We start from the raw sequence: 18597 nt of genomic DNA, 5'->3' as shown, positions 1-18597 counted from the left end.
TCACATCCTGAAGACGCCGAAGCGCGGCTCTGGCAGCGGGCTGCGGGCGACGACGTCGAGCGCGAGCCCCAGCAGGTCGCGGGTCTCGTCCGGGTCGACGATCCCGTCGTCCCACAGCCGTGCGGTGGCGTAGTAGGGCTCGCCCTGCGTCTCGTACTGCTCGCGGATCGGCTCTTCGAACGCGCTGCGCTCCTCGGCGCTCCAGCTCTCTCCCCGTGCAGTCAACTGGTCGTCCTTCACGGTCGCCAGCACCGACGCCGCCTGATTCCCGCCCATCACCGAGATGCGGCTGGCCGGCCAGGTCCACAGGAACCGCGGCGAGTAGGCACGACCGCACATCGAGTAGTTGCCAGCGCCGAAGGATCCGCCGATGATGACGGTGAGCTTCGGCACCCGAGTCGTCGCGACCGCGGTGACCATCTTCGCGCCGTCCTTGGCGATGCCACCGGCTTCGGCCTCCGATCCGACCATGAATCCCGTGATGTTCTGCAGGAACAACAGCGGGATGCCGCGCTGATCGCACAGTTCGATGAAGTGCGCTCCCTTGAGCGCGGACTCGCTGAAGAGCACGCCGTTGTTCGCGACGATGCCGATCCGATGCCCGTGCAGCCTGGCGAACCCAGTGACCAGCGTCGCGGCGTACTCGGACTTGAACTCGCGGAACGTGTCTGCGTCGATGAGCCGGTCGATCACCTCGTGCACGTCGTACGCGGCGTTCACGTCGACGGGGACGACGTCGTACAGGCTGGACTGCTCGGCGGGCTCGCGGGATGGCGCCACCTCCCATGCCGGCGTGCTCGAGGCGGGCAGCGTGGCGACGATGTCGCGGAGGATCTCGAGGGCATGCTCGTCGTCCTCGGCCAGGTGATCGACCACACCGGATCGCCTGGCGTGCAGCTCCCCGCCGCCGAGGTCCTCCGCCGAGACGATCTCACCGATGGCGGCCTTGACGAGGGGCGGCCCGCCGAGGAAGATAGTGCCCTGGTTCCGCACGATCACGGTCTCGTCGCTCATCGCGGGAACATACGCACCGCCGGCGGTACAGGATCCGAGCACTGCCGCCAGCTGCGGGATGCGCTCGGCACTCATCCGCGCCTGGTTGAAGAAGATGCGGCCGAAATGCTCACGGTCGGGGAAGACCTCATCCTGCTTCGGCAGGAACGCCCCGCCGGAGTCGACGAGGTAGAGGCAGGGAAGCCTGTTCTCAAGCGCGATCTCCTGCGCACGAAGATGCTTCTTCACGGTGAGCGGCAGGTAGCTTCCGCCCTTGACCGTCGCGTCATTGCAGACGATCATCACGTGTCTTCCGTGCACGAGGCCGATGCCGGCGATCACTCCCGCCCCCGGCACCTCTCCCCCGTACATCCCGTCCGCGGCGAGCGGCGACACCTCGAGAAACGGACTGCCCTCGTCGAGCAGTCTCGTGATCCTCTCCCTCGGCAGCAGCTTGCCGCGAGCGACGTGTCGGGTGCGAGAGGGCTCGGGACCGCCGAGCGCGGCGGTGGCGCGCCGCTCGCGCAGCTCGGCTGCGAGCATCTCCTGGGTGACGGGCATCCGGGCGTCCTCCTCGACTCACGGTGGCGTTGAACAGCGCTTTTCGGTTACTGTGCACTAACCAGCCATTTTAGGTTAGCGAGCATTAACTGAGATGACAAGCCCCCCGACCGCGCGCGATCGCGCGAAAGCAGAGCGCGCGGATTCCCTGTTGCACGAGGCCGCACGCCTCTTCGCCGAGCGCGGCTACTCCGGCGTGAGCCTGGAGGACATCGGATCAGCCGTCGGGGTCTCCGGTCCCGCGGTGTACCGCCATTTCGCGGGCAAGCAGGCGCTGCTCGGCGCCGTCCTCGTCAAGGTCAGCGAAGATCTCGTCAGCGGCGGGTCCCGCGTCGCCGAGTCATCGTCGGGCGATGAGGAGCGGATGCTGGCGCTCATCGGCTTCCACGTCGACTTCGCACTCACGCATGCCGACGTCATCCGTGTGCAGGATCGGGATCTGGCGCATCTGAGCGACGTGGATCGCGCGGAGGTGCGCCGACTGCAGCGCATCTACATCGACCTGTGGATCTCGGCTCTCGCGCCGCTGCACGACGTACCGGCTGATGAACTGCGACTGCGTGTTCAGGCCTGCTTCGGTCTCATCAACTCCACCCCGCACAGCACGCGCAGCGCGGCGAGGTCGAACAGATCGACGGCGACCATTCTCACTGCGATGGCGCGCGCCGCGCTGACGTCCTGAGTTGCGGGCGCTTCGACAGGCTCAGCGACCGGGAAACAGGCTCAGCGACCGGGAAACAGGCTCAACGCCCGGGAAACGGGCTCATGCGCCGAGTATCGTTCCCTGAGCCTGTCGAAGGGTAGTCAGCGCATCAGCATCGCGCGGCCGGGCTCCTCGAGGATGTCGGCGACGTCCTTCACGAATCGGGCGCCCTCCGCACCGTCGACCACGCGGTGATCGAACGACAGACTCAGCGTCATCACCTGGCGAAGTGCGATCTCGCCCTTGTACTCCCACGGCATGCGCCGCACGGCGCCGACCGCGAGGATGCCGGATTGTCCAGGGGGCAGGATCGGGGTTCCCGCATCGATGCCGAAGACGCCGATGTTCGTGATCGAGAAGGTGCCGCCGGCCAGTGCTGCCGGTGTGGTCTTCCCCGACCGTGCGGTCTCGGTGAGAGCGCGCAGCGCGTCAGCGAGCTGGGGCAGCGTCATCTGATCGGCGTCGCGGATGTTCGGCACGATGAGTCCGCGCTCCGTCGCCGCGGCGATGCCGAGATCCACGTAGTGCGGCTGCACGATCTCGCCGGCCGCGTCATCCCAGCGCGAGTTGAGCCCTGGCGTGCGCGTGAGCGCAAGGCACACCGCTTTGGCCACGATCACGAGCGGTCCGATCCGGTGCTCGGACAGTGCCCGGTCATCGCGCAGACGCGCGATCAGATCCATCGTCGCGGTGACATCGACCGTATGGAACGTCGTCACGTGCGGGGCGGTGAAGGCGCTCTGCACCATTGCCGCCGCCGTGTGCTTGCGGACACCTCTGATCGGGATCCGCGTCTCCCGTTCGCCGACCGATGCCGCCAGCGCCGTGTCCGGAACGTGCGCCGTGACAGGCTCCGAATGCCCCCCCACCCGCTCGAGGTACGCATCGATGTCATCGCGCGTGATCACGCGGTCTCCTACGTCGGCGGCCACGAGCACGATGTCGACTCCCGATCGCTTCGCGTATGCGCGCACGGGTGGTGTCGAACGCGGGCGCTCACCGACCTCTGCGGGCACGGCTTCCGGTGCCGGCAGCACATCGTGCGGCGCAGCCTCCAGCACAGCGGTGTCGGACGCCGCATCGACACGCCCGGTTCTGCGTACGCGCCGTGTGGGACGGCCGCCCTTCGCCGGCGCCGCCCCGTATCCCACCAGGTTCGGCGGCGTCTTCTCCTCTGCAGCCGAGGAAGCCCCGGCGGAGGAAGCCGAAGGCTCCGCACCGGCCACGTCGAAGGCGATCAACGGAGCACCGACGGCGACGGTCTCGCCCGCCTCGGCGTGCAGGGTCGATACGATCCCGTCGAACGGCGACGGCAACTCGACGACCGCCTTGGCCGTCTCCACCTCGGCGAGCGTCTGGTTGAGAGTGACGGTGTCGCCCGGCGCCACGAGCCACTGCACGACCTCGGCCTCGGCGAGTCCCTCACCGAGGTCCGGAAGGCGGAACTCCTCGATCATGACTCTGCTCCCGTCAGGCTGTTCGGCCGGTCTAGCACCCGATCGACGGCGTCGAGTATCCGATCGAGATCCGGAAGGTGGAACTTCTCGAGCTTGGCCGGCGGATACGGGATGTCGTGCCCGGTGACGCGCAACGGCGGCTCTTCGAGGTACTCGAAGCACTGCTCCGTGATGCTCGCGATGACCTCCGCGGCGACGCCCGCCTCGCGCGATGCCTCGTGCGCGACGACGACTCGTCCGGTACGGCGCACCGACGCGGTCACGGTGTCGTAGTCGATCGGAGAGATCGAGCGAAGGTCGATGACCTCCAGCGACACTCCATCGTCCTCCGCGGCCGACGCGGCATCCAGCGCAGTCGACACCATCGCACCGTAAGTGATGATCGTGGCATCCGTCCCCTCGCGGAGGACACGCGCGACTCCCACCGGAGGCGCGTCGGCGAGAGAGGCCTCCAGATCGACGTCGCCCTTGTGGTGATACAGGCGCTTCGGCTCGAAGAAGATGACCGGATCATCCGAGGCGATGGCCTGCTGAAGACAGCGATAGGCGTCCTGCGGGTTCGAGACCGTGATGACGCGCAGCCCGGCCGTGTGGACGAAGTACGCCTCCGGCGACTCGGAGTGGTGCTCGGCGGCACCGATTCCGCCCGCCCATGGGATGCGGATCGTGATGGGCATCTTCACCCGCCCCTGGGTGCGGTAGTGCAGTTTCGCGACCTGGGAGACGATCTGATCGAACGCCGGATAGACGAATCCGTCGAACTGGATCTCGACGACCGGACGGTAACCGCGAAAGGCGAGGCCGACGGCGGTACCGACGATGCCGGATTCCGCGAGCGGAGTGTCGATCACACGTGCGGCACCGAACTCCTGCTGCAGACCGTCGGTGATGCGGAACACGCCGCCGAGCTTGCCGATGTCCTCTCCCATCAGCACGACCTTCTCGTCGTCGCTCATGGCCTTGCGGAGCCCTGCGTTCAGGGCCTTGCCCAGAGTGATCTCCGTCATCTCAGACCCCCTCGAATGAAGAGATGTACGCGGCGTACTCGTCGCGCTGACGGTCGATCCCGCAGTGCGGCTCGGCGTAGACGTTGTCGAAGACGGCGAGTGGCTCGCGCGTGACCATGCCCAGGCATGCGGCTCGCATCTCACGTGCCATGACATCGGCATCGGCCTGTGCAGCGGCGACCTGCTCGTCGTCGAGTTCGCCGGCAGTGCGAAGGTGCGCCTCCAGCCGCGCGATCGGGTCACGCGTACGCCAGGCCTCGAGCTCGGCGGGGTCACGGTAGCGGGTGGGGTCATCCGAGGTGGTGTGCGGTCCCATCCGGTACGTCACCGCTTCGATGAATGCCGGCCCCTTTCCCGCACGTGCATGCGCGAGCGCCCAGCGCATCGCTGCCATGCAGGCGAGCACGTCGTTGCCGTCGACGCGCAGGCTCGGGATGCCGAAACCAGGAGCACGGCCGGCGATCGGATACTGCGACTGCACCGCGACGGGCTCGGAGATCGCCCAGTGGTTGTTCTGGCAGACGAACACGATCGGTGCCTGATACGAGGCCGCGAACACCATGGCCTCGTTGACGTCGCCCTGGCTGGTCGCGCCGTCGCCGAAGTAGGTGACCGCGACTTCCGGGGCCTTCTCGTGCTTGATGCCCATGGCGTAGCCGACCGCGTGCAGTGTCTGCGCGCCGATGATGATCTGCAACGGAGCGATCCGCATCTCGGCCGGGTCGAACGGGGCGCCCTCTTCACCGCGCCAGACGCGGACGAAGTCACCCGGCTGCGCGCCGCGTGCGTAGATGACGCCGGTCTCGCGGTAGCTCGGGAAGACGAAGTCGATCGGATCGAGCGCACGCGCGGTGCCGATCTGCGCTGCCTCCTGACCGTTGCACGGCGCCCACAGGCCCAACTGCCCCTGGCGCTGCAGCGCGATGCCCTCCGCATCGATGCGGCGCAGAATCACCATGTCGCGATGCAGAGCGCGCAACTGTGCGGCGTCGACATCGGCGACGAACGGGTCGAGCTCCGGGTTCTTCTGACGGGTGCCGTCTGGCGCGAGAAGCCGCTCGGAGAGCTCCAGATCCTGGGTGGTGTCTGCGATCGGTGTGGTCTGCATCGACATCATCGTCCTCCTGTCGTGTGTCTCCCTCGTGAGGAGTTGCACGCGTGCACCGACATCATCATCGGCTACTTCGAGGGTACGTCTGCTGATCAGCACGCTCAAGCATTCACAGCAGCCCTGAGCATGTTGCCCAATACAGGCACGTCGACCCTGCTAATGTTTGGCACTATGCCCGCTCTTGACCGCGTCGATCTCGAACTGCTCGCCGTCCTCGCTGAAGATCCCCGCACGACGATCGTGGCCCTCGCCGAGACGCTCGGGCTGTCCCGCAACACGATCCAGGCACGGATGGCCAGGCTCGAGCAGACCGGGGTGTTCCTGTCCTATGAGCGATCGTTCTCGCCGGAGGTGCTCGGCTTCCCTCTGCAGGCGTTCATCAGCATCGGGCTGCGGCAGACCGAGCTGCCCCGCATCACGGCCGAACTCGCACGCATCCCCGAGGTGCTGCAGGTGCACGGCCTCAGCGGCGCGATCGATCTGCTGGCGCGAGTCGCCTGCCGCGACGCACGTCACCTCTTCGACACGGACGCGCGGATCCTCTCGATCGAGGGCGTCGAACGCACCGAGACGTCGCTCGCGATGGGCGAGGTGATACCGTTCCGCGTCGCCGGACTCATCGGCCTCGCGCGACGGGAACCCTGAGGAAGCGACGGATCGCCCCGGCCGCGTCGGCAGGGGTCTCGTAGTGGATGAGGTGTCCGACGTCGGCGATCTCCACGAGCTCTGCATCGGGGAACAGCGTCGCGAGATGACGCTCGGCCTCGATGGGGGTGATGTCGTCCTTCTGCGCGGCGACCAGCAGTGTCGGCACGTCGATCTGCGGGGCGAAGGCTCTCACGTCGTGAGACACACTCGCGACGAAGGCATCGCGCAGCACATCGCGATCTGCGAAGTCCGAGAAGTAGGTGTCGTGTTGGTCGTGGATGAAGCGTCGAAGGGCAGGATCCTTCGTCTTCGCCATGGTGATGCTCATGACGCGCACGATCAGCCGGTTGCGCAGCAACGCGGTACCGACCTTCGAGGGCAGCATCGCTCCGAGGTCGTAGTACCAGACGGCGAGACGCGTCATCACACCCTTGGGCCCTTCCAGTGCCGGCGCACCGATGGGGTTGATCAGGATCAGTCTCGGTGTCTCGAGCCCACCGGCGACCGCGGCGGATGCCACGATCGAGCCGAACGAATGGCCCAGGATGACGGCGCCGGGCGCGACCGCGGCGGAGAAGCTCCGAAGCCATTCGGCGTATGCGGTGAGATCGTGTGTGCGACCGGGCAGCGGCGGCGTCTCACCGAAACCGGGCAGGTCGGGCGCGATCACCCGCACCTCGGGGAAATACGCGAGCACGGGCTCCAGCCCGTGATGCTCGCCGCGGAAACCGTGCACCGCGATCACCGTGGTCGGGTCGCTCTCTGTCCCTGAGCCTGCCTCTGTCCCTGAACCCGCCTCGGTCCCTGAACCCGCCTCGGTCCCTGAACCCCCCTCGGTCCCTGAACCCCCCTCGGTCCCTGAGCCTGTCGAAGGGCCGTACACCCAATAGGCGGTCTTCGCGCCCCCCACCTCGACTTCGTGACGTTCGACCGGCAGACGGCTCAGCCGGTCGGCGTACGGCGAGGCAACGGTCATGGATCCAGTCTACGGGCGAGCCTGCACAGCATTGTCCGAAGCCCTCCCTAGCGTGGGGTCATGGCAATCGATCTCGAACTCCCCGGCTGGCTCAGGCGCATCGGCGTCTTCGATCTTGAGACCACCGGTGTCGACGTGACCGCCGATCGCATCGTCACGGCGCACGTCGGCGTGCTCGACGCGAAGGGGCGCGAGATCGCCGCGCGCTCCTGGCTCGCCGATCCCGGCATCCCCATCCCCGAGGGCGCGGCAGCCGTGCACGGTATCAGCACCGAGCAGGCGCGACGTGACGGACGAGTCGCACGAGAGGTCGTCAGCGAGGTCACCGCATCGCTGCGCGCGCTCTTCGCCCAGGGCATGCCGGTGGTCGCCTACAACGCGTCCTATGACTTCTCCCTGCTCACGCACGAGTGCCTGCGGCACGGCATCCCGCCCCTCGAATCACCTGGCCCCATCATCGACCCGCATGTGATCGACAAGGCCGTCGATCGGTATCGCAAGGGCAAGCGCACCCTCGAGGTCGTCGCTGAGCACTACGCGGTGCGCCTCGACGGCGCACATGAGGCAGCCGCAGATGCCATCGCCGCCGGCCGCGTCGCTCAGGCGATCGCGCGCGCCTTCCCGCTCGCAGCCTCGGCACAAGAGCTGCATACGCAGCAGATCGGCTGGGCGCGCACGCAGGCTGAGAGCCTGACCGAGTACTTCATCCGGATCGGACGACTCGACGCCGAGGATTCGCTCGACGGCACGTGGCCAGTGCGGCAGCCGGACTCGACGTCCGTCTGAGACCCCGTGTTGTTCGCGACACCCCATCTGAATGACATGAATATCCCGGGGTCTGGACACGAATCGGGGGTCTTGGCGAACAACCCCGCGCACGAGAAAGGCCCCGCCGAGGCGGGGCCTTTCTCGTGGGGCAGGAGTTACTTGCTGCTGCCGCCGAAGCCCTTGAAGCGCTGGTTGAACTTCTCGACGCGACCGGCCGAGTCCATGATGCGCTGCTTGCCCGTGTAGAACGGGTGCGAAGACGACGAGATCTCGACGTCGATGACGGGGTACTCCACGCCGTCCAGCTCGATCTTCTTGTCGCTGGAGACGGTGGAACGGGTGAGGAACGTCTCGCCCGAGCCGAGGTCGCGGAACACGACGGCCTTGTAGACGGGGTGAATGTCAGTCTTCATTGCTGATTCCTTGGCTTGCGGATACGAAATAGAAAGAGAGTCAGAGGGTGCATACGCACCAAGGGTCGAGTCTAGCAGATCTGTGTTCAGGACGTGGCGCGCGCCGCGTACCTGCCGTCCTCAGCGCTGAGCACGATCGGCATACCGAACGCCTCGGTCAGAGCATCCGCCGTCAAGGTCTCAGCGATCGGACCCGCCGCGACGATGCCACCGTCGCGGATCAGCAGCACGTGCGTGAAGCCGATCGGGATCTCTTCGACGTGATGGGTGACCATGACCATGGCAGGAGTCGTCGGAGACGATGCGTAGCCGCTCAGCAGCCCTAGCAGCTCCTCTCGGGCGCCGAGGTCGAGCGACGCGGTCGGCTCGTCGAGCAGCAGGAGCTCAGGGTCGGTCATGACCGCCCGTGCGATCTGCACCCGTTTCTGCTCACCGTCGCTGAGGGTTCCGAAGGTACGGTCGGCGAGGTGATCGAGCTTCCACTCGCCCAGCACTCGCACGGCGCGCCGCTCGTCGATGTTCTCGTACTGCTCGTTCCAGCGGCCGGTGACGGAGTACGCGGCGGTGAGCACGACGTTGAGAACCGTCTCGTCGCTCGGCAGGCGTCTCGCCATGGCCGATGAGGCGAAGCCGATCCTGGGACGGAGCTCGAAGACGTCGGTGCGGCCCAGTGTCTCCCCGAGGATCGTCACCGTGCCACCGGTGGGATGCATCAGCGTGTCTGCCAGCTGGAGCAGAGTCGTCTTGCCCGCACCGTTCGGTCCGAGCACGACCCAGCGTTGATCCTCCGCGACCTGCCAGGTCACATGATCGACGATGTTGCGCCCGTCACGGCGCACGACGACATCGGTGAAATCAAGAGCACTCGGCATGTTTCAAGCCTATCGGCTCAATCCGTCAGCTCCGCGTAGAGCGCCCGCGTGGTGTCGGCAATCGCACCCCAGCTGAACTCGCGGGCGGCGCGCTCACGTCCGGCTTCTCCGTAGGCGGCTGCCTGCGCCGGATCCATCGCGACCTCGGTGAGCGTGCGCGCGAGATCGTCGACGTAACGCTCAGGGTCCACCGGCGTCCCCGTGCCGTCAGTCACCTGTTCGATCGGCACGAGACGGCCGGTGACGCCGTCATCGACGACCTCGGGGATGCCGCCCGTCGCCGTGCCGACCACTGCGGCGCCGCACGCCATCGCCTCGAGGTTCACGATCCCGAGCGGCTCGTACACGGACGGACAGACGAATGTGGTGGCCGCGGTGAGGATCGCGGAGAGCTCGTCTCGTGGCAGCATCCGCTCGATCCAGATCACGCCCTGGCGTGTCTGCTGCAGCAGGCGCACACCCTCCTGCACCTCCACCATGATCTCCGGGGTGTCGGGCGCTCCGGCACACAGCACGAGTTGCACCTCAGGCGGCAGTTCCGCCGCGGCGCGCAGCAGATACGGCAGTCCCTTCTGCCTGGTGATGCGTCCAACGAAGACGACGGACGGGCGGTCAGGATCCATGCCGATGCTCGAGAGGAACGCAGCATCCTGAACCGGCCGCCAACGTTCGACGTCGATCCCGTTGTGGATGACCCTGACGCGCGCCGGATCGACAGCGGGATAGCTGCGGAGGATGTCGGCGCGCATTCCGCCGGACACGGCCACGATGGCCGCGGCGTTCTCGTACGCGAGCTTCTCGATACCGCTTGAGACGGCGTAGCCGCCGCCGAGCTGCTCGGCCTTCCACGGTCGCAGCGGTTCCAGGCTGTGTGCGGTGAGCACGTGCGGGATCCCGTGCAGCTGGGACGCGATGTGTCCGGCGAAGTTCGCGTACCACGTGTGACTGTGCACGAGGTCGGCCCCGGCGATGTCACAGACCATCGCCAGGTCGGTGCCGAGGGTCTGCACAGCGGGGTTCGCGCCGGCCAGCTCGGCAGGACTGCGGTACGCCGTCGTCGACCGCTCGTCACGCGGCGCGCCGAAGGCGCGGACTTCGACATCGATGCTCTGACGCAGTGCGGAGACGAGTTCAGCGACGTGGACACCGGCCCCGCCGTAGATCTCCGGCGGGTATTCCTTCGTGATCATGTCGACGCGCATGTCTGAACGCTAGTACAGCAACGCGATCCGCATCTATGGTGGAGCCATGGCGGTCCCCAAGAAGGTTTTCGGCATCATCCTCGCCGGCGGCGAAGGCAAGCGTCTCATGCCCCTGACGGCAGACCGCGCGAAACCGGCGGTGCCCTTCGGCGGCCAGTACCGCCTCATCGACTTCGCGATCTCGAACCTGATCAATTCGGGGCTGAGACAGGTCGTCGTGCTGACGCAGTACAAGTCGCACAGCCTCGACCGCCACATCTCGCAGACGTGGCGGATGTCGGCGCTGCTCGACTCGTACGTCACCTCGGTGCCCGCACAGCAGCGGCTCGGGAAGCGCTGGTTCTCGGGTTCCGCAGATGCGATCCTGCAGAGCCTCAACCTCATCAACGACGAGAAGCCCGACATCGTGGTGGTGATCGGCGCCGACCACGTGTACCGCATGGACTTCCGTCAGATGGTCAAGGCGCACATCGCGTCCGGCGCGAAGGCCACCGTCGCCGGCATCCGGCAGCCCCTCGCACTCGCGAACCAGTTCGGCGTCATCGACGCCGACCCGGACGGCTCAGGGCGCATTCGGGCCTTCCTGGAGAAGCCGACGGATGCCGAAGGCCTCATCGACTCTCCCCACGAAGTGCTCGCCTCGATGGGCAACTACATCTTCGACACCGACGCACTCGTCGAAGCGGTGGAGTCGGACGGCGAACTCGCCACGTCTGCCCATGACATGGGTGGCGACATCATCCCCTACTTCGTCGATCGCGGCGAGGCCGGCTATTACGACATGAAGCAGAACGACGTGCCCGGTTCGTCTCCGCGCGATCGTGCGTACTGGCGTGATGTCGGCACGATCGATTCGTTCTTCGACGCGCACATGGATCTGATCTCCACGCTTCCGGTGTTCAACCTGTACAACACGCTGTGGCCCATCCGCACGCAGAGTGTGAACGCGCCGCCGGCCAAGTTCGTGCGGGATGCGGTCGGCAGGATCGGCAACGCGATCGACTCCATCGTGTCGCTCGGGTCCGTACTCTCCGGCACGCATCTGGAGCGCAGCGTCGTCGGGCCGGGCACCCTCGCCGGTGGCGGTTCGACGATCACGGATTCGGTGCTGTTCGATCACGTGCACGTGGGCCAGGGAGCCCGGATCCATCGGGCCGTCCTCGACAAGAACGTGGTGCTGCTCGACGGCGCCACCGTGGGTGTGGACCGCGAGCGTGACATCGAACGCGGTTTCACGGTGACCGAGTCAGGCATCACCGTGGTCGGCAAGGGCGTGCAGATCGAACGCTGACCGGCGCGCTACGCTCGACCGTGTGACCTCTGCGCGTTTCCTCGTCGTCCTCGATGCCGATTCCACTCTCATCCGCAATGAGGTGATCGAACTCCTCGCAGATGAAGCAGGCCGACGCGAAGAGGTGCAGCGAGCGACCGAGGCGGCCATGCGCGGCGAAGTCGACTTCGCGGCGAGCCTGCGCTCCAGGGTCATGGAGCTCAAGGGCGTTCCCACCGCGGCGTTCGCACGGGTGCGGGCACGCATCGAGCCGACGCAGGGCGTGCGCGAACTGACTGCTGCCGTGCACGGGCGCGGCGGCGTGGTCGGTGTCGTGTCCGGCGGATTCCACGAGATCCTCGACCACATCGCTCCCGAACTGGGCGTCGATCGCTGGCGGGCCAATCGTCTCGACGTCGCGGACGGGATGCTGACCGGACTCGTCGACGGCGAGATCGTGGATGCCGCGGCGAAGGCCCATGCGCTCACCGAGTGGGCGCAGGAGCTCGAAGTTCCCATGCATGCCACGATCGCCATCGGAGATGGAGCGAACGACCTGCAGATGATGTCGGTCGCCGGGCTCGGGCTCGCGTTCAACGCGAAACCCGCCGTCCGCGACGCGGCAAGCTTGGTGATCGGATCGCACGACCTCAGCGCGGTCATCCCGCTGCTTCCCTGATCAGTTGACGCCGACCACGTCTCGACGTTCTCAGCGCCGTGGACGACCATGTCGTGCTCGTCGGGCACAGCGGTGGAGGAAACGTGGTGTGGGACGCTGCGGATGCGCGTTCCGATCGAGTCGCAGGTGCCCACCGACCCGCCGCGACGCCTGATCGACTCGCGTCGCTGATCAACGAGTCAGTGACCCATCCCCAGTCCACCGTCGACGGGGATCACGGCGCCTGAGATGTAGGCCGCGTCATCACCGGCGAGCCAGGTCACGACGCCGGCCACCTCGTCAGGCGTCGCGAAGCGGCCTGCCGGGATGCTCGCCTTGTACTGCTTCTGGGTGTCTTCGGGGAGCTCGGCGGTCATGTCGGTTTCGATGAATCCGGGCGCGACGACGTTCGCCGTGATGCCGCGGGCCCCGAGTTCGCGGGTCAGCGACCGGGCGAATCCGACCAGGCCGCTCTTGGATGCGGAATAGTTCACCTGGCCGGCTGAACCGTACAGACCGACGACACTGGAGATCAGGATGACGCGTCCGAATCGTGCGCGCAGCATTCCCTTCGACGCACGCTTGACGACGCGGAACGCGCCGCCGAGGTTCGTCGCGACGACGCTGTCGAAATCGTCCTCGCTCATGCGCATCAGCAGTGTGTCCTTGGTGATCCCCGCGTTCGCCACGACCACCGCGACCGGGCCGAGCTTCTCCTCGACCTCGCTGAATGCCGCATCGATGGATGCGGCATCCGTCACGTCGGCGCGAACAGTGAGCGCGCCTTCCGGACCTTCACCGCTGCGGGCGGTGACCGCGACACGATGACCGTCGCGGATGAAGCGCTCGGCGATCGAGCGGCCGATACCGCGGTTGCCTCCGGTGACGAGGACGACGCGTTCTGAACTCATGATCTCTCACTCCCATTGGCGTTCTGTCGAGGCCCGAGCAATCCTATCGGGCGACGAACGCATGTCCCCGCGCGGCGTAGGCTGGAGGTACCGTGAACCGCTCCCGTCATGCACCCGCCGTGACCTCGCTGCCGCAGTCGCCGCAGGACGAGGCCACCGGTCGCGTGCGCCGCTACGTGCTCACGATGGTGATCCGGATGGTCTGCTTCGCGCTGACGATCTTCGTGACGCCGTACGGCTGGTACACCTGGGTCTTCGCGATCGCCACGGCAGTGCTGCCGTACATCGCCGTCGTCTTCGCGAACGCGATCAGCCCCACGGCGAGCCCGGCTCCTGAATCCGCGACGCAGGAGCTGCCGACGACGGCGAGCACCCCACCCGCCGAGCCATCGGATGCGAGGACGATCACCATTCATGAGACGCCACGCGGTGAGAGCACCCACGACGTGAAGCCCGACGACGACCGGGCGAACCGAACCAAGAACCAGGACGACGGGAGCGGCGAGGCGTGACGGACGAGTTCGAATGCTCACGAGCGGCATGCCGTGCACCGGCGACCCACCACGTCGTGTGGCGCAACCCGCGCATCCACTCCGCCGAACGCGAGAAGATCTGGTTGGCGTGCGATGAGCATGTCGAGTATCTGCGTGACTACCTGGTCGCGCGGGACTTCCCGGTGACGGTTCGGGAAGGAGTGCCCGCATGAGCAATCGTCTCGTGCGCTGGGGCGTCTATGTCCTCATCGCGATCGCATTCGCTGTGGCCTGCGCTTTCCTCTCGAACTGGCAGTTCGAGAGGAATGAGGGCAGGTCTGCACAGCTCGCTCTCGTCGAGCGCAATTACGACGCCACGCCGATCCCGCTCTCCGAGGCGATCGCCGCTGACGGCTCTCTCGATGCCGAGGACGAATGGCATCCCGTGAAGCTCGAGGGCGAGTATCTCGCCGATCAGCAGGTCCTCGTACGCAATCGTCCGCACGGCGGGACGAGCGCGTTCGAGGTGCTCGTCCCCTTCCAGGACGTGGACGGGCGCGTGTTCATCGTCGACCGCGGCTGGGTGCCGCCCGGTGAGGAGGCGAACCCCGATGTCGTTCCCGCTCCTCCGACCGGCACGGTGGAAGTGATCGTGCGGCTTCGGCCCGGCGAGCGGTTGCCGGCATCGGGTCGCGGCGCCCCCGAGGGACAGGTGCCGACGATCCACCTGCCGAGCATCGCGGCGACGACAACTGGCGACGTCGTCACCAGTGCATACGGTCTGCTGGTGAGTGAGGATCCGTCACCTGACACGGCGCCTGGGACGTTCGACTCCCCCACTGAAGATCCTGGTCCTTACCTGTCGTATGCGATCCAGTGGATCCTGTTCGCCCTGATGGGTTTCATCTTCATCGGGTACATGATCCGCACAGAGATCCAGAAACACCGCGAAGAGGTCGAAGGGCGACCCGCGCCGACCAGGAACCCTCGGCGCCGCGATCATGACGCGGATGCCGAGGACGAGCTGCTCGACAAGGTCGACGCCCGCGTCTGACTCAGTCGCTCAGCAGGTCCGGACGCCGACTCTCTGTGCGTGCGAGCTGCTGCTCGTGACGCCATGCGGCGATCGCCGCATGATTTCCGCTGAGCAGTATGTCCGGCACAGCACGATCACGCCAGCTCGAGGGCTTCGTGTACGAGGGATACTCCAGCAGCCCGTCCTCATGCGATTCCTCGACCAGGCTGTCCGGGTTCCCGACGACACCTGGAATCAGGCGGCCGACCGCCTCGATCATCGCCATCGCGGCGACCTCACCGCCATTGAGCACGTAGTCGCCGAGGCTGACGAGGCGCACCTCGCCCAGCGTGGCCGCGTACTCGAAGACGCGCTCATCTATGCCTTCGTACCGCCCGCAGCCGATGATCAGGTGCTCGCGCTCGGAGAACTCTCTCGCGGTCTTCTGATGGAACACTTCGCCCGCAGGCGAAGGGAAGATGATGGTCGGACGGTCTGAGCCCGCAGCGAGGTCGTCGAGCGCCAGCGCCCAGGGCTCTGGCTTCATGACCATTCCTGCTCCCCCGCCGTACGGGGTGTCATCGACGGTTCGATGACGGTCGCTGGTCCAATCGCGCAGGTCATGGATGCGCAGATCGAGGATGCCGCTCTCGCGTGCCTTGCCCAGCAACGACAGCGTCAGCCCGTCGAAGTACGACGGGAAAATGGAGACGACGTCTATCCGGTGTGCTGAGCGAGCGGAGCGAGTCGAAGTGCGCATGCGTTGATCGTAGCGATCGATCAATCGACGGCCGCGTCGTCCTCGGCGTCCGGCTTCGACTCATCCGCGGCTTCGGTCGCTGCATCCGGAAGCTCTTCGAACAGTCCGGCGGGAGGCGTGACGATGACGCGCCCTGCGGCGATGTCGACCGCAGGGACGATGGCCTTCACGAACGGGACCATCACGTCGCCGTCCGCACCGGCGCCGGTGGGACGGACGATCAACAGGTCCTGCGCCGGCATGTGTTCGACGCGAGCCACCTTGCCGATGACGGTCTCGTCGCGCACGACGTCGAGTCCGACGAGCTGATGGTCGTACCAGGCGTCGTCCTCGTCCTCATCGGCATCCTGATCTATCCACAGGATCGCCCGCACGAGGCCTTCGGCACCTTCGCGGTCCTCGATGTCTTCGAAGAACACGACGGGGTTGCCGTTCATGACCCGGTACTCGCGTACCTTGACGCTCTTACCGTGCCACGGAGATGCCTCTGGCACCTGCAACGTGAACTCGGCACCCATGACGAATCGACGCTCGGGGTTGTCGGTGTACAACTCCAGCTTGAGGGCGCCCTTGAGACCATGGGCCTTGACGAGGCGCCCGACGCGCAGCTGGTTCTTGCCCTGGTTCCGGTCTTTCGACACCACGTCAGTCGTCCGCGACATCGACGCGAACGCGACGCCCGTCCGCCAGAGCGGTGATGAGCGTGCGCAGTGCCTTTGCGGTGCGGCCGCCGCGCCCGATCACGCGCCCCCGGTCGTCGGGGTGCACGCGCACCTCGAGCAGGTCGCCTCGCGGCGACGTGGAGGCGTTGATCTGAACATCTTCGGGGTGATCGACGATCCCCTTGACGATGTGTTCGAGCGCGGCGGCGAGCACGGCGATTATTCGGCGTCTGCTGCGGGAGCCTCAGCGGCCTCCGCGTCGGCAGCGGCGGGTGCTTCGACAGGCTCAGCAACCGGCTCAGCCTTCTTCTCCGCCTTCGGCTTGACGACAGACTTCTTGGCACCGTCGATCTCGAACGGCACCTTGGGGGCCTTGACCTGAACGGTCGAGACCGCGTCCTTGTCGCCCTTGAACTTGCCCCAGTCGCCTGTGAGCTTGAGGAGCGCAGTGACCTGCTCGGACGGCTGTGCGCCGACCGACAGCCAGTACTGTGCACGCTCGGAGTCGACCTCGATGAACGAGGGCTGCTCGGTGGGGTGGTACTTGCCGATCTCCTCGATCACTCGACCGTCGCGCTTGGTGCGCGAGTCGGCGACGACGATGCGGTAGTAAGGTGCGCGGATCTTGCCCATGCGCTTGAGACGAATCTTGACAGCCACGATTCTCCTGAATTGTGTGGAAGGAAACGAACCGGTCGCCTGGAGAGTGGGGTGCACACCCGGCGGAAGCTCAAATGAGTGGACGCATTCTGGATAGAGGGTCGAGAACGTCGTCCGACCTTCTATTCTGCCAGATTCGGAGGCGAGTAGCGAAACGACGCGACACGCGGTCATCCGTGTCGTGGACGGTGCGTGTCAGACTGTGCACGTGACGCAAGAATTCACCGATTCCCCGCGGTCCACGGTCGGTCTCGAGTGGGAGATCATGCTCGCCGATCCTGAGACCGGGGACCTTGTCGGCCGTGCGCCCGAACTGCTGGCCGCGCTGGAGGATGAAAGCGCGCCAGAGCGCCACACCGTCACCGGCGAACTCCTCACGAACACGATCGAGGTCACCAGCGGGATCGGCGAATCGGTGGCCCATGCCATCGGCGACATCGGCAACGCGATCACCGCGGTGCGGGCGGCCACGGATCCGGCGGGCATCGAACTGCTCTCAGCCGGCAGCCATCCCTTCGCGCAGTGGTTCGACCAGCGCGTCACCGACAAGACGCGGTACCACGACCTCATCGAGCGCACCCAGTGGTGGGGCCGCAACATGATGATCTGGGGCATCCATGTCCACATCGGCGTCGAGGACCGCGACAAGGTCTTCCCGATCATCAACGCACTGACCGCGTATCTGCCGCATCTTCAGTCGCTCTCGGCGTCGAGTCCGTTCTGGGCCGGCGAACGAACCGGCTACGCATCCAACCGTGCTCTGGTGTTCCAGCAGCTTCCCACTGCCGGACTGCCCTGGGCGCTGCACTCCTGGGAAGAGTTCGAAGGCTATCTCGATGACATGGTCCGCACCGGTGTGATGGCGGACGCCACGGAGGTGCGCTGGGACATCCGTCCCGCTCCTCGATGGGGCACGATCGAGGTGCGCGCCTGCGACGGACTGTCCACGCTCGCTGAACTCGCCTCGGTCGCCGCGCTCGTGCAGGTGCTCGTCGAGCATCTGTCACGGATGCTGGATGCCGGCGAGACGCTGCCCACGATGCCCTCCTGGTTCCACCGCGAGAACAAGTGGAGGGCGGCGCGCTACGGATTGGACGCCCGATTGATCGTGGACGCCGCCGGCACGCAGCGGCAGGTTCGCGAGCACCTCGCGGAGACGATGTCCGCGCTCGCTCCGATCGCAGCGGACCTGGGATGCGAAGCCGAATTCGCCGGAATCGGGACGATCCTCGACGGCGGTGCGAGCTATGAGCGTCAGCTGACAGTCGCCGAGGCGACCGATTCCGACCTCGGAGAGGTCGTGCAGCATCTCATCCGCGAGTTCCGCTCCGGCCCCGGCGCGCCAGTGATCTGAGGTCTCAGCTCCCCCCTTTGTCACACTTCTCACACTGCCCGAACTTTTGTGACCCCGGGTCACCGAACACGACCCAGAGCCCCTAATCCGAAAATGGATGGTGACTGGGCAGGCCGAAGGCTC

General features: G+C 66.4%; 22 protein-coding genes. 9 read left to right on the top strand and 13 right to left on the bottom strand.

Annotated features, from left to right (window positions below):
* Entirely contained in the window at positions 1-1554 is a 1554-nt protein-coding gene (locus JF52_RS0112750) for a carboxyl transferase domain-containing protein (protein ID WP_052167030.1), read from the bottom strand.
* A gap of 94 nt (positions 1555-1648) precedes the next feature.
* Between JF52_RS0112750 and JF52_RS0112745 the strand changes: the two genes are divergently transcribed.
* Positions 1649-2236 (top strand): TetR/AcrR family transcriptional regulator, encoded by a 588-nt coding sequence (locus JF52_RS0112745; RefSeq protein WP_033107007.1) that lies wholly within the window; start codon positions 1649-1651, stop codon positions 2234-2236.
* 122 nt (positions 2237-2358) lie between these two features.
* Here JF52_RS0112745 and JF52_RS0112740 read toward each other — a convergent pair whose 3' ends face one another.
* The 3 genes from JF52_RS0112740 to pdhA are packed head-to-tail and all read right to left on the bottom strand — an operon-like array spanning position 2359 to position 5835.
* Complete coding sequence (locus JF52_RS0112740) at positions 2359-3714, bottom strand: dihydrolipoamide acetyltransferase family protein (RefSeq protein ID WP_033107006.1); 1356 nt, start codon at positions 3712-3714, stop codon at positions 2359-2361.
* A complete protein-coding gene (locus tag JF52_RS0112735) occupies positions 3711-4721 on the bottom strand; it encodes an alpha-ketoacid dehydrogenase subunit beta (protein ID WP_033107005.1) in 1011 nt (336 codons plus the stop codon). The genes JF52_RS0112740 and JF52_RS0112735 overlap by 4 nt, the downstream gene beginning before the upstream one ends.
* A gap of 1 nt (position 4722) precedes the next feature.
* Positions 4723-5835 carry a pyruvate dehydrogenase (acetyl-transferring) E1 component subunit alpha gene (pdhA, locus tag JF52_RS0112730; protein ID WP_033107297.1) on the bottom strand — a complete coding sequence of 371 codons (1113 nt, stop codon included), beginning with the start codon at positions 5833-5835 and terminating at the stop codon, positions 4723-4725.
* Between the two features lie 168 nt (positions 5836-6003).
* Here pdhA and JF52_RS0112725 point away from each other — a divergent pair, with 168 nt between their 5' ends.
* The gene (locus tag JF52_RS0112725; RefSeq protein WP_033107004.1) at positions 6004-6477 is read left to right on the top strand and encodes an Lrp/AsnC family transcriptional regulator; all 474 of its coding nucleotides are present in this window, start codon (positions 6004-6006) and stop codon (positions 6475-6477) included.
* On the opposite strand, the gene JF52_RS0112720 is transcribed toward JF52_RS0112725, so the two are convergent.
* A complete protein-coding gene (locus JF52_RS0112720) occupies positions 6449-7456 on the bottom strand; it encodes an alpha/beta fold hydrolase (RefSeq protein WP_033107003.1) in 1008 nt (335 codons plus the stop codon). The two genes, JF52_RS0112725 and JF52_RS0112720, sit on opposite strands and share 29 nt — an antisense overlap.
* 60 nt (positions 7457-7516) lie before the next feature.
* Here JF52_RS0112720 and JF52_RS0112715 point away from each other — a divergent pair, with 60 nt between their 5' ends.
* Positions 7517-8242, top strand: a complete 726-nt coding sequence (locus JF52_RS0112715) for an exonuclease domain-containing protein (protein ID WP_033107002.1) — start codon at positions 7517-7519, stop codon at positions 8240-8242.
* A gap of 137 nt (positions 8243-8379) precedes the next feature.
* Here JF52_RS0112715 and JF52_RS0112710 read toward each other — a convergent pair whose 3' ends face one another.
* From JF52_RS0112710 to glgA, 3 genes are all read right to left on the bottom strand, one after another.
* On the bottom strand, positions 8380-8637 hold the full coding sequence (locus JF52_RS0112710; protein WP_033107001.1) for a type B 50S ribosomal protein L31: 258 nt from the start codon (positions 8635-8637) through the stop codon (positions 8380-8382).
* 86 nt (positions 8638-8723) lie between these two features.
* Positions 8724-9509 (bottom strand): ABC transporter ATP-binding protein, encoded by a 786-nt coding sequence (locus JF52_RS0112705; protein WP_033107000.1) that lies wholly within the window; start codon positions 9507-9509, stop codon positions 8724-8726.
* A gap of 17 nt (positions 9510-9526) precedes the next feature.
* Positions 9527-10711 (bottom strand): glycogen synthase, encoded by a 1185-nt coding sequence (gene glgA / locus JF52_RS0112700; protein WP_033106999.1) that lies wholly within the window; start codon positions 10709-10711, stop codon positions 9527-9529.
* A 46-nt stretch (positions 10712-10757) separates the two neighbouring features.
* On the opposite strand from glgA, the gene JF52_RS0112695 reads away from it, so the two are divergent.
* Together JF52_RS0112695 and serB are read left to right on the top strand one after the other, a co-directional pair.
* Positions 10758-12002 carry a glucose-1-phosphate adenylyltransferase gene (locus JF52_RS0112695; protein ID WP_033106998.1) on the top strand — a complete coding sequence of 415 codons (1245 nt, stop codon included), beginning with the start codon at positions 10758-10760 and terminating at the stop codon, positions 12000-12002.
* A 22-nt stretch (positions 12003-12024) separates the two neighbouring features.
* Complete coding sequence (gene serB / locus JF52_RS0112690) at positions 12025-12660, top strand: phosphoserine phosphatase SerB (RefSeq protein WP_033106997.1); 636 nt, start codon at positions 12025-12027, stop codon at positions 12658-12660.
* Positions 12661-12839: 179 nt separating this feature from the next.
* Here the strand turns inward: serB and JF52_RS0112685 are convergent, their stop codons facing one another.
* Positions 12840-13550, bottom strand: a complete 711-nt coding sequence (locus tag JF52_RS0112685; protein WP_033106996.1) for a beta-ketoacyl-ACP reductase — start codon at positions 13548-13550, stop codon at positions 12840-12842.
* Between the two features lie 92 nt (positions 13551-13642).
* Here JF52_RS0112685 and JF52_RS17020 point away from each other — a divergent pair, with 92 nt between their 5' ends.
* Genes JF52_RS17020 through JF52_RS0112670 form a run of 3 tightly spaced genes read left to right on the top strand, consistent with a single transcriptional unit; the run spans position 13643 to position 15077 of the window.
* The gene (locus tag JF52_RS17020; RefSeq protein ID WP_084595850.1) at positions 13643-14062 is read left to right on the top strand and encodes a DUF3099 domain-containing protein; all 420 of its coding nucleotides are present in this window, start codon (positions 13643-13645) and stop codon (positions 14060-14062) included.
* Positions 14059-14256 (top strand): hypothetical protein, encoded by a 198-nt coding sequence (locus JF52_RS0112675; RefSeq protein WP_033106995.1) that lies wholly within the window; start codon positions 14059-14061, stop codon positions 14254-14256. The genes JF52_RS17020 and JF52_RS0112675 overlap by 4 nt, the downstream gene beginning before the upstream one ends.
* A complete protein-coding gene (locus tag JF52_RS0112670) occupies positions 14253-15077 on the top strand; it encodes an SURF1 family cytochrome oxidase biogenesis protein (RefSeq protein ID WP_033106994.1) in 825 nt (274 codons plus the stop codon). The genes JF52_RS0112675 and JF52_RS0112670 overlap by 4 nt, the downstream gene beginning before the upstream one ends.
* A 1-nt stretch (position 15078) precedes the next feature.
* Here the strand turns inward: JF52_RS0112670 and trmD are convergent, their stop codons facing one another.
* Genes trmD through rpsP form a run of 4 tightly spaced genes read right to left on the bottom strand, consistent with a single transcriptional unit; the run spans position 15079 to position 17120 of the window.
* Positions 15079-15798 carry a tRNA (guanosine(37)-N1)-methyltransferase TrmD gene (gene trmD / locus JF52_RS0112665; protein WP_052167070.1) on the bottom strand — a complete coding sequence of 240 codons (720 nt, stop codon included), beginning with the start codon at positions 15796-15798 and terminating at the stop codon, positions 15079-15081.
* A gap of 20 nt (positions 15799-15818) precedes the next feature.
* On the bottom strand, positions 15819-16460 hold the full coding sequence (gene rimM / locus JF52_RS0112660; protein WP_052167029.1) for a ribosome maturation factor RimM: 642 nt from the start codon (positions 16458-16460) through the stop codon (positions 15819-15821).
* Positions 16444-16674, bottom strand: a complete 231-nt coding sequence (locus JF52_RS0112655; protein WP_033106992.1) for an RNA-binding protein — start codon at positions 16672-16674, stop codon at positions 16444-16446. The genes rimM and JF52_RS0112655 overlap by 17 nt, the downstream gene beginning before the upstream one ends.
* A 5-nt stretch (positions 16675-16679) precedes the next feature.
* A complete protein-coding gene (gene rpsP, locus JF52_RS0112650; protein ID WP_033106991.1) occupies positions 16680-17120 on the bottom strand; it encodes a 30S ribosomal protein S16 in 441 nt (146 codons plus the stop codon).
* A gap of 208 nt (positions 17121-17328) precedes the next feature.
* Between rpsP and JF52_RS0112645 the strand changes: the two genes are divergently transcribed.
* A complete protein-coding gene (locus JF52_RS0112645) occupies positions 17329-18474 on the top strand; it encodes a glutamate--cysteine ligase (protein WP_033107294.1) in 1146 nt (381 codons plus the stop codon).
* The last annotated feature ends 123 nt before the right edge of the window (positions 18475-18597 follow it).

The organism is Microbacterium profundi (assembly GCF_000763375.1).
Classification (GTDB): domain Bacteria; phylum Actinomycetota; class Actinomycetes; order Actinomycetales; family Microbacteriaceae; genus Microbacterium; species Microbacterium profundi.
Note: the sequence above shows the minus strand (reverse complement) of the source record. Positions and strands in the feature narration are given on the sequence as shown.

What these genes read in the sequence shown, in the direction of transcription:
- JF52_RS0112710 (WP_033107001.1), bottom strand. Translation starts at nt 8,637, where the DNA reads ATGAAGACTGACATTCACCCCGTCTACAAGGCCGTCGTGTTCCGCGAC.
- glgA (WP_033106999.1), bottom strand. Translation starts at nt 10,711, where the DNA reads ATGCGCGTCGACATGATCACGAAGGAATACCCGCCGGAGATCTACGGC.
- JF52_RS0112725 (WP_033107004.1), top strand. Translation starts at nt 6,004, where the DNA reads ATGCCCGCTCTTGACCGCGTCGATCTCGAACTGCTCGCCGTCCTCGCT.
- rimM (WP_052167029.1), bottom strand. Translation starts at nt 16,460, where the DNA reads ATGTCGCGGACGACTGACGTGGTGTCGAAAGACCGGAACCAGGGCAAG.
- JF52_RS0112715 (WP_033107002.1), top strand. Translation starts at nt 7,517, where the DNA reads ATGGCAATCGATCTCGAACTCCCCGGCTGGCTCAGGCGCATCGGCGTC.
- JF52_RS0112705 (WP_033107000.1), bottom strand. Translation starts at nt 9,509, where the DNA reads ATGCCGAGTGCTCTTGATTTCACCGATGTCGTCGTGCGCCGTGACGGG.
- pdhA (WP_033107297.1), bottom strand. Translation starts at nt 5,835, where the DNA reads ATGTCGATGCAGACCACACCGATCGCAGACACCACCCAGGATCTGGAG.
- JF52_RS0112670 (WP_033106994.1), top strand. Translation starts at nt 14,253, where the DNA reads ATGAGCAATCGTCTCGTGCGCTGGGGCGTCTATGTCCTCATCGCGATC.
- JF52_RS0112750 (WP_052167030.1), bottom strand. Translation starts at nt 1,554, where the DNA reads ATGCCCGTCACCCAGGAGATGCTCGCAGCCGAGCTGCGCGAGCGGCGC.
- JF52_RS0112685 (WP_033106996.1), bottom strand. Translation starts at nt 13,550, where the DNA reads ATGAGTTCAGAACGCGTCGTCCTCGTCACCGGAGGCAACCGCGGTATC.
- trmD (WP_052167070.1), bottom strand. Translation starts at nt 15,798, where the DNA reads ATGCGCACTTCGACTCGCTCCGCTCGCTCAGCACACCGGATAGACGTC.
- JF52_RS0112695 (WP_033106998.1), top strand. Translation starts at nt 10,758, where the DNA reads ATGGCGGTCCCCAAGAAGGTTTTCGGCATCATCCTCGCCGGCGGCGAA.
- JF52_RS0112740 (WP_033107006.1), bottom strand. Translation starts at nt 3,714, where the DNA reads ATGATCGAGGAGTTCCGCCTTCCGGACCTCGGTGAGGGACTCGCCGAG.
- JF52_RS0112735 (WP_033107005.1), bottom strand. Translation starts at nt 4,721, where the DNA reads ATGACGGAGATCACTCTGGGCAAGGCCCTGAACGCAGGGCTCCGCAAG.
- JF52_RS0112745 (WP_033107007.1), top strand. Translation starts at nt 1,649, where the DNA reads ATGACAAGCCCCCCGACCGCGCGCGATCGCGCGAAAGCAGAGCGCGCG.
- JF52_RS0112720 (WP_033107003.1), bottom strand. Translation starts at nt 7,456, where the DNA reads ATGACCGTTGCCTCGCCGTACGCCGACCGGCTGAGCCGTCTGCCGGTC.